Origin of the sequence: Pseudomonas poae (genome assembly GCA_028869255.1) — a bacterium.
GTDB classification, from domain to species: domain Bacteria; phylum Pseudomonadota; class Gammaproteobacteria; order Pseudomonadales; family Pseudomonadaceae; genus Aquipseudomonas; species Aquipseudomonas poae_C.
Genome location: CP110972.1, coordinates 6,381,732 through 6,395,967, shown reverse-complemented (window position 1 = coordinate 6,395,967; position 14,236 = coordinate 6,381,732). Strand labels below are relative to the sequence as shown.

Genomic DNA, 14,236 nt, shown 5'->3' with positions numbered 1-14,236 from the left:
GAATCGTGAACGCTGATTGAAGCAGAGATTGGGGCAAAACACCCGTCAAAAACACTAATGGCATAATGCCTTAGCGATAGCCAAAATCAGTCAAGCGCCTTCAGTCCAGTAGGTCCAATTGCAGGTATTGCGCCACCGCTTCCGCCCCGGCGTGCTTGAGTTTCGGCACGCGGCCCAGGCACGGCGCGGGCAGGCGCTCGGCCAGGGTGGCGAGGTTTTCTTCCAGGCGTGAGGTCTTGGGCTCGATGATATTCGCCACCCAGCCCGCCAGCGGCAAGCCGTCACGGGCAATGGCTTCGGCGGTGAGCAAGGCATGGCTGATACAGCCCAGGCGCACGCCCACCACCAGGATCACCGGCAGCTTGAGCGCCATGGCCAGGTCCGACAGGTTGGCCTGATCAGCCAGCGGCACCCGCCAGCCGCCGGCGCCTTCGATCAGGGTGAAATCCGCCTGCCGGGCCAGGATCTGCTGCATGGGTTTGAGCAGTGATTGCACCGTCAGCGCCACGCCAGCCTCCCGTGCGGCCAAATGCGGGGCAATGGCCGGCTCGAACGCCACCGGGTTGACCTCGGCGTAGCTCAGCGGCAGCGAACACTCAGCCAGCAGTGCCAAGGCGTCGGCATTGCGCAAGCCTTTGGGGGTGACCTGGCAACCCGAGGCCACCGGCTTTCCGGCGGCGGTGCTTTTACCGGCCTGGCGTGCGGCATGCAGCAGGCCGGCGGCGATGGTGGTCTTGCCTACATCGGTGTCGGTGCCGGTGATGAAATAGGCAGCGCTCATAGAGGTTTCTCCAGCACGGCATACACCACTTGGTAGGTCGCCGGCAGGCCTGGGCCTGGCGGAACCGCTCATACGCATGCACCAGTGCAGCAATCCGTGCGCGCCCCGTCAAGCCTCCCGGGCGACCGGGGTTGAGGTTATGCGCGCCCAGCGCCTTCAACTCATGGGTCAGGCTGCGTACGTCCGGGTAATGCAGCACGTGGGGCCGGCGCTCCAGGCTCACCAAGCGCAAGCCGCTGGCCGCACACAGTTGCTGATAGGCCTCGAAGGTGCGAAAGCGGTTAACGTGAACCAGGCCGTCCGCGGCGCGCCAGCTTTCGCGCAACTCCGCAAGCGTACCCACGCACAGGCTTGCAAACGCCAACACCCCACCCGGTTGCAGCACGCGATAAGCCTCGCTGAGCACCACGTCGAAGTTCGCACACCATTGCACGGCCAGGCTGGAGAAAATCAGCCCGCAGCTGGCCTCCTTTAACGGCAGGCGTTCGGCATCACCGGCGATAAAGTGCTCGGCGCCACCCAGGGGTTGTGCGTGATTGAGCATGCCTTCGGCAATGTCCAGCGCCACGCCCTGGCTGGCCGGCAGCCTCTCGCCCAGCACGCGGCTGAAATAACCCGTGCCGCAGCCCATATCCAGCCAGCGCCGAGGGGCAATTGCAGCTGGCAGACGCGCCAGCAGCTCGTGGCCCACCGCCCGCTGCAACTCGGCCACGCTGTCATAACTGGCCGCCGCACGCGAAAACGAAGCCGCCACCTGGCGCTTGTCCGGCAAGGCGCCTGGCAGTGGGGGCTGGGAGAGATCAGTCATCAACACACTCATGCAAAAAAGCCTGGATGGCCCCCGCGACACCGTGCGGGTCCTCCAGAAGAAAAGCGTGACCGGCCTGTTCAATCAGGCCGATTTCCACATCGGGCAGCAGGGTCAGCAGGTCAGCGGCCGCCTCGGCGGGCACCAAACCATCCAGCCCGGCAAACAGATGCAACTGCGGCCCGCGAAAGGCCAGCAAGGCTTCGCGGGTATCCAGTTGGGCCAGCAGCTCAAGGCCGGTCATCAACACACTGGAGGGCGTATTCGGCGCCCCGCTGACCAGCAAACGCGCCAGCCCGCGTGGGTCTTCGGCGCCCTTGGCGCACAGCAGGCCGAAGCGTTTGAGGGTGACTTGGGAGTCGGCATGACACCCGGCGAGAAACGCATCGAAGGTCTCGGCGGGCATCGCGCTGGGCCAGCCGTCATGGGCGACAAAACACGGATTGCTCGCCAGCGTCAGCAGGCCGCAGCAGCGTTCACCGCGCCGCGCCGCCAGCTCCGATGCGAGCATGCCGCCCAGAGACCAACCGCCCAGCCAGGCGTTGTCGGGCAACGTGGCATCGAGTTCGTCGAGCCATTCGGCCAGATCGCTGGAGGCCAGTAACGGCAGCGGCTCGATCTGCACCTGCAGGTGTTCATCCAGGCCCTGCAGGGCGGCGGCCAGAGGCTCCAGCGGCGACACGCCGAGGCCCCATCCGGGCAGCAATATCAATCGATCACGCATGGTCGGGCTCCAGGCGCAAACACGCCTCCAATGCGTTTAACAATAGCTGCACCTGCGCCTCGCTGTGGGCGGCCGTCAAGGTCACGCGCAAACGGGCGCTGCCGGCGGGCACGGTCGGCGGGCGAATCGCAGTCACCATCAGCCCGTGTTCACGCAACCGCTGCGACAGGCGCACGGCCTTGGCGCTGTCGCCGATCAGGATCGGCTGGATCGGCGTAAAGCTGTCCATCAAGTCCAGCCCAAGCTGCTCGGCGCCCTGGCGGAACTGGCGGATCAGGCCATTGAGGTGCTCGCGCCGCCAATGCTCGGTGCGCAGCAACTCCAGGCTCTTGAGGGTGGCGCAGGCCAGCGCCGGCGGCTGGCTGGTGGTGTAGATGTAGGGCCGGGCGAACTGGATCAGGCTTTCGATCAGTTCTTCACTGCCCGCCACAAACGCACCGGCCGTGCCGAAGGCTTTGCCCAGGGTGCCGACCAGCACCGGCACGTCGTCCTGGCTCAGTCCGAAATGCTCGACGATGCCCGCGCCGGTGGCCCCCAACGGGCCGAAACCATGGGCGTCGTCCACCATCAGCCAGGCGCCTTTGGCCCGCGTTTCACGGGCCAGCGCAGGTAGGTCGGCCAGGTCGCCGTCCATGCTGAACACGCCATCGGTGACCACCAGCGTATTGCCGCTGGCTTTCTCCAGGCGCTTGGCCAGGCTGGCCGCGTCGTTGTGCAGGTAGCGGTTGAAACGCGCGCCGGACAGCAGCCCCGCATCCAGCAAGGAGGCGTGGTTGAGACGGTCTTCGAGCACCGTATCACCCTGCCCCACCAATGCCGTGACCGCACCGAGGTTGGCCATGTAGCCGGTGGTAAACAGCAAGGCACGCGGGCGACCGGTGAGGTCGGCCAGGGCTTCTTCCAGTTCATGGTGCGGCGTGGCGTGCCCGACCACCAGGTGCGACGCACCGCCGCCCACGCCCCAGCGGGACGCACCAGCGCGCCAGGCTTCGATCACTTGCGGGTGATTGGCCAGGCCCAGGTAGTCGTTGTTGCAGAACGCCAGGAGCGCCTGGCCATCCACTACCACCTGCGGGCCTTGGGGACTCTCGAGCAGCGGGCGTTGGCGATAAAGGTGTTCGGCACGGCGGGCAGCAAGGCGCGCGGCGAGATCGAAAGACATGCATGCCTCAGTCAAGCGGGGTGAACACGGTTAGACATGTGGGAGCGGGCTTGCTCGCGAAGGCAATTCTTCAGCCAACACTTCAGCTGACTGACCCACCGCGTTCGCGAGCAAGCCCGCTCCCACATTTGAATTACATTCCAATCAGACGACAGCGTTATAGAACTGCTCGCTGCTCTTTTGCTCCACCAGCGCCTGCTCGATCGCGGCCTGATGCACTTCATCGGCGTGTTCTTCGCGGGCTTCCGGCAAAATCCCCAGGCGCGAGAACAGTTGCATGTCCTTGTCGGCCTGCGGGTTGGCAGTGGTCAGCAGTTTGTCGCCGTAGAAAATCGAGTTGGCACCGGCAAAGAACGCCAGGGCCTGCATCTGCTCGTTCATCGCTTCACGGCCGGCCGACAGGCGCACATGCGATTGCGGCATCAGGATGCGCGCCACGGCCAGCATGCGGATGAAATCGAAGGGGTCGATGTCTTCGGCGTTTTCCAGCGGCGTACCGGCGACTTTCACCAGCATGTTGATCGGCACCGACTCCGGGTGCTCCGGCAGGTTGGCCAGCTGGATCAGCAGGTTGGCGCGGTCGTCGAGGGACTCGCCCATGCCGAGGATGCCGCCCGAGCAGATCTTCATCCCCGAATCACGCACGTAGGCCAGGGTTTGCAGGCGCTCGCTGTAGGTGCGGGTGGTGATGATGCTGGCGTAGAACTCCGGCGAGGTATCCAGGTTGTGGTTGTAGTAATCGAGACCAGCCTGGGCCAGGGCCTCGGTCTGGTCCTGGTCGAGACGGCCGAGGGTCATGCAGGTTTCCAGGCCCATGGCCTTCACCCCTTTGACCATCTGCAGCACGTACGGCATGTCTTTGGCCGACGGGTGCTTCCAGGCGGCGCCCATGCAGAAGCGCGTCGAACCGATGGCCTTGGCGCGGGCGGCCTCTTCGAGGACCTTCTGCACTTCCATCAGCTTTTCTTTTTCCAGGCCGGTGTTGTAGTGGCCCGACTGCGGACAATATTTGCAATCTTCCGGGCAGGCGCCGGTTTTGATCGACAGCAAGGTCGACACCTGCACGCGATTGGCGTCGAAGTGCGCACGGTGCACGGTCTGCGCCTGGAACAACAGATCATTGAACGGCTGCACGAACAACGCTTTGACTTCGGCTAGGGACCAATCGTGACGCAAAGTGGCGGTGGTGCTGGCGCTCATGGGCGATTCCTTGATTATGCTTGGGCAAGCGCTGCGGGAACGGCAATACCCACAGGCGCGACACGGATGCTTGGCATATTTAAGGAAGATTCATGCACTGTCAACCTGGATACAAACACCAAGTTTACATCTGGTTAAAAAACACTCAGACGTGTTTAATCTGCGATGAAGCAACGGAATCGGCCGATTGTGTGTGCAACGCCTGCGAAACCGAGCTGCCCTGGCTGATGGAGCACTGCGACGTGTGCGCCCTGCCCTTGCCGATGGCGGGCCTGATATGCGGGCAATGCCAGAAACAGCCACCGGCCTTTAAACAGGTGATCGCGCCCTGGACGTTCAGCTTTCCGGTCGACACCCTGATCAGCCGCTTCAAGCATCAGGCGCGCTGGCCGCTTGGGCATCTGCTGGGCCGCCTGCTGGGGCACCACCTGCGCCATCGCTTCGACAATCACGAACTGACCCGCCCCGACTGCCTGCTGCCGGTGCCCATGGCCCCCAGGCGCCTGCGCGAACGCGGCTATAACCAGGCCCTGATGCTGGCGCGTTGGCTCAGTCACGACCTCGCCATCGAACACGATGAACACCTGTTGTTACGCCCCCATGAAACCGTCGCCCAGCAAGCCCTCGACGCCAAGACCCGCCAACGCAACCTGCTCGGCGCCTTTGCCCTGGCACCCGGCGCCCCGGTGCAGGATCGGCACTTTGCATTGGTCGACGACGTACTCACCACCGGCGCCACCGCCCATAGCCTGGCGCGCCTGTTGATGCGCGCCGGGGCGCGGCAGGTCGACGTCTACTGCCTGGCCCGCACACCCAAACCGGGCGCCTGACTTGACGCGCGCGCGCCGGGGCTGCAACGTCGACGCATCTTATTCAAGCGTATCGCCATGTCTCTGCCGACGTCCCTCAGCCAACACATCATCCGCCGCCCGCAACGCATCGCGTTGCTGGGGCATATTGCGCAACAAGGTTCCATCACCCGCGCCGCCAAAAGCGCCGGCCTGAGTTACAAGGCTGCCTGGGACGCCATTGATGAACTGAACAATCTGGCGCAAAACCCGCTGGTGGAGCGCAGCGTCGGCGGCAAGGGCGGCGGCGGGGCCAAGCTGACGGCCGAGGGCGAGCGCGTGCTGCGCCTTTACCAGCGCCTGCAAGTGTTACAGGCCGAGGTGCTGGGCTCGGATGAAGCCGCCAGCGACTTCAACCTGCTGGGCCGCTTGATGCTGCGCACCAGTGCGCGCAATCAATTGCACGGCCAGGTCCTGGCGATTGAAAGCCATGGCCGCAACGACTTGATCCGCCTGCAACTGGCCGGCGGGCTGACCCTGCAAGCACAGATTACCCACGACAGCACCCAACGCCTGGAACTGGAAACCGGCGTAGAAGTGGTGGCACTGATCAAGGCCGGCTGGCTGGAATTGCTCGCGCCGCAGCAGCTCGCAACACCTGGACACAATTGTATAAGCGGCACGGTCGACGCCATTCTCGACGCCGACGATGGCCCCAGCGAAGTGCGGATCGCCCTGCCCAATGGCCTGGTTTTATGCGCGCTGGCGCAGCCCGAGGCGCTCACGGCTCTGGGCGCGGCCGAGGGCCAGGCGATCCAGGTGCAATTCTCACCGAGCAATGTGCTGCTCGGCACACCGGTTTAGCCGCCGCCCATCTTCTAACTGCAACAATTTCGTCACGCCCGCTCCTTATGGTGTCTGCAAAAACCGCAGGGAGCCTGATATGAGCCTATTAGAAGAAAACCAAGCCACCGACCTCGAACAAATGGTCGGCCTCACCCGTCGTCGCTTTATCGGCGCCGGTGCCCTGTGCGGTGCCGCGATGTTCCTCGGCGGCAACCTGCTGACCCGCAGCGCGCTGGCCGTCAACGCTGCCACGGCCAGCCCGTTGCTGGGCTTTGCCAGCATCGCCGCCGCCACCAGCGACGCCATTACCCTGCCGCCAGGCTATAGCGCCTCGGTGCTGATCAGTTGGGGCCAGCCGTTGAGCAAGAGCGCGCCGGCCTTCGACCCTTCCGGCAACGGCACGGCCATCGCCCAGGAACAGCAGTTCGGTGACAATAACGACGGCATGAGCCTGTTCGCCTTCCCCGGCGATGACAACCGCGCCCTGATGGCGATCAACAACGAATACACCAATTACCGCTACCTCTACGCCCACGGCGGAGCACCGCAATCGGCCGAAGACGTGCGCAAGGCCCTGGCCAGTGAAGGCGTGTCGGTGATCGAAGTGCGGCGCAAGGGCGACACCTGGCAGTTCGTCCAGGACTCGCGCTACAACCGGCGCATCCACGGCAACTCGCCGATCCGCGTCAGCGGCCCCGCGGCCGGCCATGCGTGGATGAAAACCAGCGCCGACAAAACCGGTAAAAAAGTCCTCGGCACCTTCCAGAACTGCGCCAACGGCAAGACGCCGTGGGGCACTTACCTGACGTGCGAAGAGAACTTCACCGACTGCTTCGGCAGCAGCAACCCACAACAAACCTTCGATGCCGGGCAGAAGCGCTACGGCGTGGTAGCGGCCAGCAAGGAGATCAACTGGCACCCGCACGACCCGCGTTTCGACATCGCCAAGAACCCCAATGAACTCAATCGCCATGGCTGGGTAGTGGAAATCGACCCGTTCGACCCGCAATCCACACCCGCCAAGCGCACGGCCCTGGGCCGCTTCAAGCACGAGAACGCGGCCCTGGCCGAAACCCGCGACGGCCGCGCCGTGGTGTACATGGGCGACGACGAGCGCGGCGAGTTCATCTACAAATTCGTCAGTCGCGACAAGATCAATCACAAGAACCCCAAGGCCAACAAAGACCTGCTCGACCACGGCACCTTGTACGTGGCCATCTTCGACGCGGGCGACGGCAACGCCGACCACCCCAAGGGCAAGGGCCACTGGGTCGAGTTGACCCACGGCAAAAACGGCATTGACGCCAGTACCGGCTTCGCCAGCCAGGCCGAAGTGCTGATCCACGCCCGCCTGGCTGCCAGTGTGGTGAAGGCCACGCGCATGGACCGCCCGGAATGGATCGTGGTCAGCCCCAGCGACGGCCAGGTCTACTGCACCCTGACCAACAACGCCAAGCGCGGTGAAGACGGCCAGCCGGTGGGCGGCCCCAACCCCCGTGAGAAAAACATCTACGGCCAGATCCTGCGCTGGAAGGCTGACGCCGATAACCACGGCGCCACCGAGTTCACCTGGGACCTGTTTGTCGTGGCCGGCAACCCCGGCGTGCATGCCGGCACGCCCAAAGGTGGCTCGTCGAATATCAACCCGCAAAACATGTTCAACAGCCCCGATGGCCTGGGTTTCGACAAAGCCGGGCGCCTGTGGATTCTGACCGACGGCGACTACAGCAACGCGGGCGACTTCGCCGGCATGGGCAATAACCAGATGCTGTGCGCCGACCCGAGCACCGGGGAAATCCGGCGCTTCATGGTTGGGCCGGTGGCCTGCGAGGTCACGGGTATCAGCTTCTCGCCGGATCAGAAAACCCTGTTCGTGGGGATTCAGCACCCGGGCGAAACCGGCGGTTCGACCTGGCCGGAGCACCTGCCCAATGGCAAGCCGCGTTCGTCGGTGATGGCGATTCGGCGGGATGATGGCGGGATAGTCGGCGCCTGACAGGCCCTCATCGCAGGCAAGCCAGCTCCCACACTTGAACGTATTCACCTTTCAAACTGTGGGAGCGGGCTTGCCCGCGAAGGCGTCCGCACAGCCACCGCCTATCTATGCTGTTACCATACCCGGCCGGACGCGGCGCCCTGCTGCGCGCAGGAGTTCGCATGGCTCACCCGTTTGAAACACTCACCCCCGACCTGGTACTCGACGCCGTCGAAAGTATCGGTTTTCTCAGCGATGCTCGCGTTCTGGCGCTCAACAGCTACGAAAACCGCGTGTATCAAGTGGGCATCGAAGACTCCGAACCGCTGATCGCCAAGTTCTACCGCCCCCAGCGCTGGACCAACGAAGCGATCCTCGAAGAACACCGCTTCACCTTCGAATTGGCCGAATGCGACGTACCAGTGGTCGCACCGATGATTCATAACGGCGAAAGCCTGTTCGAACACGCAGGTTTCCGCTTCACCCTGTTCCCTCGCCGTGGCGGCCGTGCGCCGGAGCCGGGCAATCTGGATCAACTCTATCGCCTCGGGCAGTTGCTTGGCCGTTTGCACGCGGTGGGGTCCACCCGCCCGTTCGAACACCGCGAAGCCTTGGGGGTGAAGAACTTCGGTCACGACTCCCTCAACACCTTGCTCGAAGGCAATTTCATTCCCAAGAGCCTGCTGCCGGCCTATGAGTCGGTCGCCCGCGACCTGCTCAAGCGCGTGGAAGAGGTGTACAAGGCCACGCCACACAAGAACATCCGCATGCACGGCGATTGCCACCCCGGCAACATGATGTGCCGCGATGAGATGTTCCATATCGTCGACCTGGACGACTGCCGCATGGGCCCGGCCGTGCAGGACCTGTGGATGATGCTCGCCGGTGATCGCCAGGAGTGCCTGGGCCAACTCTCGGAATTGATGGACGGCTACCAGGAATTCCATGATTTCGATCCCCGCGAACTGGCGCTGATCGAACCCCTGCGCGCCTTGCGCCTGATGCACTACAGTGCCTGGCTGGCGCGGCGTTGGGATGACCCGGCGTTCCCCCACAGCTTCCCGTGGTTCGGCAGCGAGCGGTATTGGGGTAATCAGGTGTTGGCGTTGCGTGAGCAGCTGTCGGCGCTCAACGAAGAACCGCTGAAACTTTTCTGACGCACCTCACCCTTGTAGGAACCGGCTTGCCGGCGATCAGGTCCTTGAGATCAATGTTGATCGTTCGCACGCCATCGCCGGCAAGCCGGCTCCTACATGATTTTTCAGCACACATCCCCTGACAAAAATCCTTACAATTGCGCTTTGTTAGCTGCCTAAGCAAGGATTCTGCAATGCACGCCGCCAACCCCCGCAAGGGGTACATCCTGGGCCTGAGTGCCTATGTCATCTGGGGCCTGTTCCCGCTCTACTTCAAAGCCATCGCCAGCGTACCCGCCGCCGAAATCATTGTTCACCGCGTACTCTGGTCGGCACTGTTCGGCGGTTTGCTGTTGATGGTGTGGAAACACCCTGGCTGGTTCCGCGAACTGCGTGACAACCCCAAACGCCTGGCGATCCTGGCCCTCAGCGGCTCGTTGATTGCAGCCAACTGGCTAACCTATGTGTGGTCGGTGAACAGCGGGCGCATGCTGGAAGCGAGCCTGGGTTACTACATCAACCCGCTGGTGAATGTGTTGCTGGGTATGCTGATCCTCGGCGAACGCCTGCGTCGTTTGCAGTGGGTGGCCGTGGGCCTGGCAGCGGTGGGCGTAGCGCAACAGGTGTGGCAGGTGGGCAGCTTGCCGTGGGTGTCGCTGGTGCTGGCGCTGACCTTCGGTTTTTACGGCCTGATCCGCAAGCAGGCGCCGGTCAAAGCATTGCCCGGGCTGGTGGTGGAAACCTGGATGCTGGTGCCGATTGCCGTGGCGTGGTTGCTGTTCAACCCGTCGGCGCACAGTGCACAGCTTGAATTCTGGAGCACGTCCGAAGCCTGGTGGCTGGTGGCGGCAGGCCCGGTGACGCTGATTCCGCTGGTGTGTTTCAACGCTGCCGCCCGGCATTTGCCCTACACCGCGCTGGGCTTTTTGCAGTACGTGGCACCGACTCTGGTGCTGCTGGAAGCGGTGCTGCTGTTCGGCGAACACTTGGCAACGAGCACCCTGATCGCCTTCGCGTTTATCTGGGCCGGCCTGGTGGTTTACAGCCTGGATGCGTGGCTGAGCGTGCGCAAACGCTGATCAAATAACGTACAAACCTCTGCAAGCCACAGCGCGCGTGGCTTGCAGACATCCACCCCAAGGTTATCCACAACCTGATCCCCGCCATTTGTGCACAAGCCCTTGAAACTGCTCGTTTTTTGCTCAAACAGCGCACAAGCCCGGCCCGCGTGGCCTAGGGCCGGGTCTCTACAGGTTATCCACAGGCCCATGCAAGATTTCCATGCATAACCGTGTGGGCAGATTATTCCTCGTGGTGCAGCTCTACCATCAAGTCGTCGGCCAAGGTCTCGAGGGACAGCTGCAAGGTATCCAGGGGTAACGCTGCCGGCACCCGCAACAGTGCCTCAGCGGTAAACAATGGATCACCACTCATGGGCGCCGGGCGCACATCGGTGCTCAGGCTCTCCAGGTTCACGCCCTGCTTGCTCAGCAGCGCCGTGATCTCGCGCACGATGCCCGAGCGATCATTGCCCACCAGCGTCATTACAATCGACTTGGAGGCCGAAGCCTGCCCCCGTGCTGCCCTCGCCCACCAGCACGCGAATACCGTGTGTGGATAAGTCCTCCAACGCGCCGACCAGCGCCTGACGCTGTTCGGTCGGCACACTGACCCGCAGGATCCCGGCAAACTGCCCGGCCATATGCGCCATACGGCTTTCCAGCCAGTTGCCGCCGTGGGCCGCAATGTTCTGCGCGATGCGTTCAACCAGGCCGGGTTTGTCGGCGGCGATAATAGTGAGTACAAGATGGTCCATGGCGAAGCCCTCTGAATTCAATCTACAAGGTGGACTCGCAAGCCCCTTAAAACAAATCGTGTACCATTTTTATATTTATCTGGAACAATCCAATAGTTTTTTGAGAACATCCAAGGCTCTACTGTGACCGTACGACCAAAGTGGGTCGCTAAACGACGTATTTAGTCTAATTTTCACAACCGCAAGTCATCATGTAGTATGCCCAACCGTGCACTACATAATGAAAATCTGAAAAAGCGCATAAGCTCCGCAGAGTGAGGCAAGCAATGACTGAACACGTTCAAGTCGGTGGCCTGCAGGTCGCCAAAGTCCTGTTCGACTTCGTGAATAACGAAGCCATTCCCGGTACCGGCATTACTGCCGACCAGTTCTGGGCCGGCGCCGACAAGGTCATCCACGACCTGGCACCGAAGAACAAAGCCCTACTCGCCAAACGCGACGATTTCCAGGCGCGGATCGACACCTGGCACCAGACCCACGCCGGCCAGGCGCACGACCCGGTGGCCTACAAAGCCTTCCTGCAAGACATCGGATACCTGCTGCCAGAAGCCGCAGACTTCCAGGCCTCGACCCAAAACGTCGATGACGAAATTGCCCGCATGGCCGGCCCGCAGCTGGTAGTGCCGGTGATGAACGCCCGCTTCGCCCTCAACGCCTCGAATGCACGCTGGGGTTCGCTGTACGACGCGCTGTATGGCACCGACGCGATCAGCGAAGCCGACGGCGCCGAGAAGGGCAAGGGCTACAACAAAGTGCGTGGCGACAAGGTCATCGCCTTCGCCCGCGCCTTCCTCGACGAAGCCGCGCCGCTCAGCGCCGGCAGCCACGTCGATTCCACCGGCTACAAGATTGTCGACGGCATGCTGATCGTCAGCCTCAAGGGCGGCAGCAACAGCGGCCTGCGCGACGATGCCCAGTTGATCGGTTTCCAGGGCCCTGCGGCCGAGCCGATTGCGATCTTGCTGAAACACAACGGCCTGCATTTCGAAATCCAGATCGACGCCGCCACCCCGGTCGGCCAGACCGACGCGGCCGGCGTCAAAGACGTGCTGATGGAAGCCGCGCTGACCACCATCATGGACTGCGAAGACTCCGTCGCCGCCGTCGATGCCGATGACAAAGTGGTGATTTACCGCAACTGGCTCGGCCTGATGAAGGGCGACCTGGCCGAAGAAGTGGCCAAGGGCGGCAAGACCTTCACCCGCACCATGAACGCCGACCGCGTCTACACCGGCGTAGATGGCCAGGACGTGACGCTGCACGGTCGTTCGCTGCTGTTTGTGCGCAACGTTGGCCACTTGATGACCATCGACGCGATCCTCGACAAAGACGGCAACGAAGTGCCGGAAGGCATTCTCGACGGCTTGCTTACCAGCCTGGCGGCGATCCACAGCCTCAACGGCAATAGCAGCCGCAAGAACAGCCGCACCGGTTCCGTGTACATCGTGAAACCGAAAATGCACGGCCCCGAAGAAGCGGCGTTCACCAACGAGCTGTTCGGCCGCATCGAAGAGGTGCTGAACCTGCCGCGCAACACCCTCAAAGTCGGGATCATGGACGAGGAGCGCCGCACCACGGTCAACCTCAAAGCTTGCATCAAGGCGGCCAGCGAACGTGTGGTGTTTATCAACACCGGCTTCCTCGACCGTACCGGCGACGAGATCCACACCTCCATGGAAGCTGGCGCGATGGTGCGCAAAGCCGCCATGAAGGCCGAGAAGTGGATCGGTGCCTACGAAAACTGGAACGTCGATATCGGCTTGAGCACCGGCCTGCAAGGCCGTGCGCAGATCGGCAAAGGCATGTGGGCCATGCCCGACCTGATGGCGGCGATGCTCGAACAGAAAATCGCTCACCCACTGGCCGGCGCCAACACCGCCTGGGTGCCTTCGCCAACCGCCGCCGCGCTGCACGCGTTGCACTATCACAAGGTCGACGTCTTCGCCCGCCAGGCCGAACTGGCCAAGCGCGAGCGTGCGTCGGTGGACGATATCCTGACGATTCCTCTGGCCAGCAACACCGATTGGTCCGACGAAGAAATCCGCAATGAGCTGGACAACAACGCCCAGGGCATCCTCGGCTATGTCGTGCGCTGGATCGACCAGGGCGTGGGCTGTTCAAAGGTGCCGGACATCAACGATGTGGGCCTGATGGAAGACCGCGCCACCCTGCGCATCTCCAGCCAGCACATTGCCAACTGGCTGCGCCACGGCATCGTCAATGAAGCCCAGGTGATGGAAAGCCTCAAGCGCATGGCGCCGGTAGTGGACCGTCAAAACGCGGGTGACGCGCTGTACCGCCCACTGGCACCGGATTTCGACAGCAACATCGCGTTCCAGGCGGCGGTGGAGTTGGTGATAGAAGGGACCCAGCAGCCGAATGGCTACACGGAGCCGGTGTTGCATCGCCGGCGTCGGGAGTTCAAGGCTAAAAACGGCCTGTAAATAGAAAGGCCCTGATCGAGAGATCAGGGCCTTTTTACTTTTGTGGTGACTGGGCCGGCGCTTTCGCGAGCAAGCCCAATCACTGCAAAATCAGGAAGCCATCCCCAGTTCACGCTTCACCATCTTCGCCAGCTTCACGCTATCAATCGGCTTGAGCAAAAAGTCCACCACGCTCAAATGCATCGCATCAATCACATCCGGCGCTTCGGCGTCCCCCGACATGATGATGATCGGCAACGCCGCCCGGGTGGAGCCGCGTACTTTTCGGATCAGCTCCAAGCCATTGCTCGGTGCCATGCGCAGGTCGGTGATCAGCAAACCAATGGAACTGCTGGAGCTCAACAACTCCCAGGCTGACTTGCCGCTGTCGGCGGTCATGCAGCGAATACCGTCCAGACCCAGGATCTCCGCCAGCAGTTCACGCGCGTCCTTGTCGTCGTCAACAATCAACACGCGTTGTGGCGGTAAATCAGGTTCCAGCATGACGGCGCTTAGCGCCTCGCGCTCGGCATCACTCAAAATATCGTGGTCGGACATACGGTTCTCAGCAGTTCTC

Annotated in this window: 11 protein-coding genes and 2 pseudogenes; 6 read left to right on the top strand and 7 right to left on the bottom strand. The window is 62.6% G+C overall.

Going from position 1 to position 14,236, the window contains the following annotated elements:
- Nucleotides 1-100: 100 nt before the first annotated feature.
- The 5 genes and pseudogenes from bioD to bioB form a co-directional block, all read right to left on the bottom strand.
- Nucleotides 101-781 carry a dethiobiotin synthase gene (gene bioD / locus LRS56_29025; GenBank protein WDU62704.1) on the bottom strand — a complete coding sequence of 227 codons (681 nt, stop codon included), beginning with the start codon at nucleotides 779-781 and terminating at the stop codon, nucleotides 101-103.
- Nucleotides 778-1,589, bottom strand: a pseudogene (bioC, locus tag LRS56_29020) (malonyl-ACP O-methyltransferase BioC). Before bioC ends, bioD begins: the two are co-directional and overlap by 4 nt.
- Nucleotides 1,582-2,313 (bottom strand): alpha/beta fold hydrolase, encoded by a 732-nt coding sequence (locus LRS56_29015; protein ID WDU62703.1) that lies wholly within the window; start codon nucleotides 2,311-2,313, stop codon nucleotides 1,582-1,584. Before LRS56_29015 ends, bioC begins: the two are co-directional and overlap by 8 nt.
- Nucleotides 2,306-3,475 carry an 8-amino-7-oxononanoate synthase gene (bioF, locus tag LRS56_29010; GenBank protein ID WDU62702.1) on the bottom strand — a complete coding sequence of 390 codons (1,170 nt, stop codon included), beginning with the start codon at nucleotides 3,473-3,475 and terminating at the stop codon, nucleotides 2,306-2,308. The genes LRS56_29015 and bioF overlap by 8 nt, the downstream gene beginning before the upstream one ends.
- A 144-nt stretch (nucleotides 3,476-3,619) precedes the next feature.
- On the bottom strand, nucleotides 3,620-4,675 hold the full coding sequence (gene bioB, locus LRS56_29005; GenBank protein ID WDU62701.1) for a biotin synthase BioB: 1,056 nt from the start codon (nucleotides 4,673-4,675) through the stop codon (nucleotides 3,620-3,622).
- A 92-nt stretch (nucleotides 4,676-4,767) separates the two neighbouring features.
- Between bioB and LRS56_29000 the strand changes: the two genes are divergently transcribed.
- From LRS56_29000 to rarD, 5 genes are all read left to right on the top strand, one after another.
- Nucleotides 4,768-5,505, top strand: a complete 738-nt coding sequence (locus tag LRS56_29000; protein ID WDU62700.1) for a ComF family protein — start codon at nucleotides 4,768-4,770, stop codon at nucleotides 5,503-5,505.
- Nucleotides 5,506-5,562: 57 nt separating this feature from the next.
- Complete coding sequence (locus LRS56_28995) at nucleotides 5,563-6,327, top strand: TOBE domain-containing protein (GenBank protein WDU62699.1); 765 nt, start codon at nucleotides 5,563-5,565, stop codon at nucleotides 6,325-6,327.
- Between the two features lie 79 nt (nucleotides 6,328-6,406).
- Nucleotides 6,407-8,305 (top strand): PhoX family phosphatase, encoded by a 1,899-nt coding sequence (locus tag LRS56_28990; protein WDU62698.1) that lies wholly within the window; start codon nucleotides 6,407-6,409, stop codon nucleotides 8,303-8,305.
- A 161-nt stretch (nucleotides 8,306-8,466) separates the two neighbouring features.
- Entirely contained in the window at nucleotides 8,467-9,441 is a 975-nt protein-coding gene (locus tag LRS56_28985; GenBank protein WDU62697.1) for a serine/threonine protein kinase, read from the top strand.
- Between the two features lie 173 nt (nucleotides 9,442-9,614).
- Complete coding sequence (gene rarD, locus LRS56_28980) at nucleotides 9,615-10,499, top strand: EamA family transporter RarD (GenBank protein WDU62696.1); 885 nt, start codon at nucleotides 9,615-9,617, stop codon at nucleotides 10,497-10,499.
- A 223-nt stretch (nucleotides 10,500-10,722) separates the two neighbouring features.
- Here rarD and LRS56_28975 read toward each other — a convergent pair.
- Nucleotides 10,723-11,236: pseudogene (locus LRS56_28975) on the bottom strand (glycine cleavage system protein R).
- A 266-nt stretch (nucleotides 11,237-11,502) separates the two neighbouring features.
- On the opposite strand from LRS56_28975, the gene LRS56_28970 reads away from it, so the two are divergent.
- Nucleotides 11,503-13,680 (top strand): malate synthase G, encoded by a 2,178-nt coding sequence (locus tag LRS56_28970; protein ID WDU62695.1) that lies wholly within the window; start codon nucleotides 11,503-11,505, stop codon nucleotides 13,678-13,680.
- Nucleotides 13,681-13,770: 90 nt separating this feature from the next.
- Here the strand turns inward: LRS56_28970 and LRS56_28965 are convergent, their stop codons facing one another.
- Nucleotides 13,771-14,217, bottom strand: a complete 447-nt coding sequence (locus LRS56_28965) for a response regulator (protein WDU62694.1) — start codon at nucleotides 14,215-14,217, stop codon at nucleotides 13,771-13,773.
- Nucleotides 14,218-14,236 lie beyond the last annotated feature (19 nt).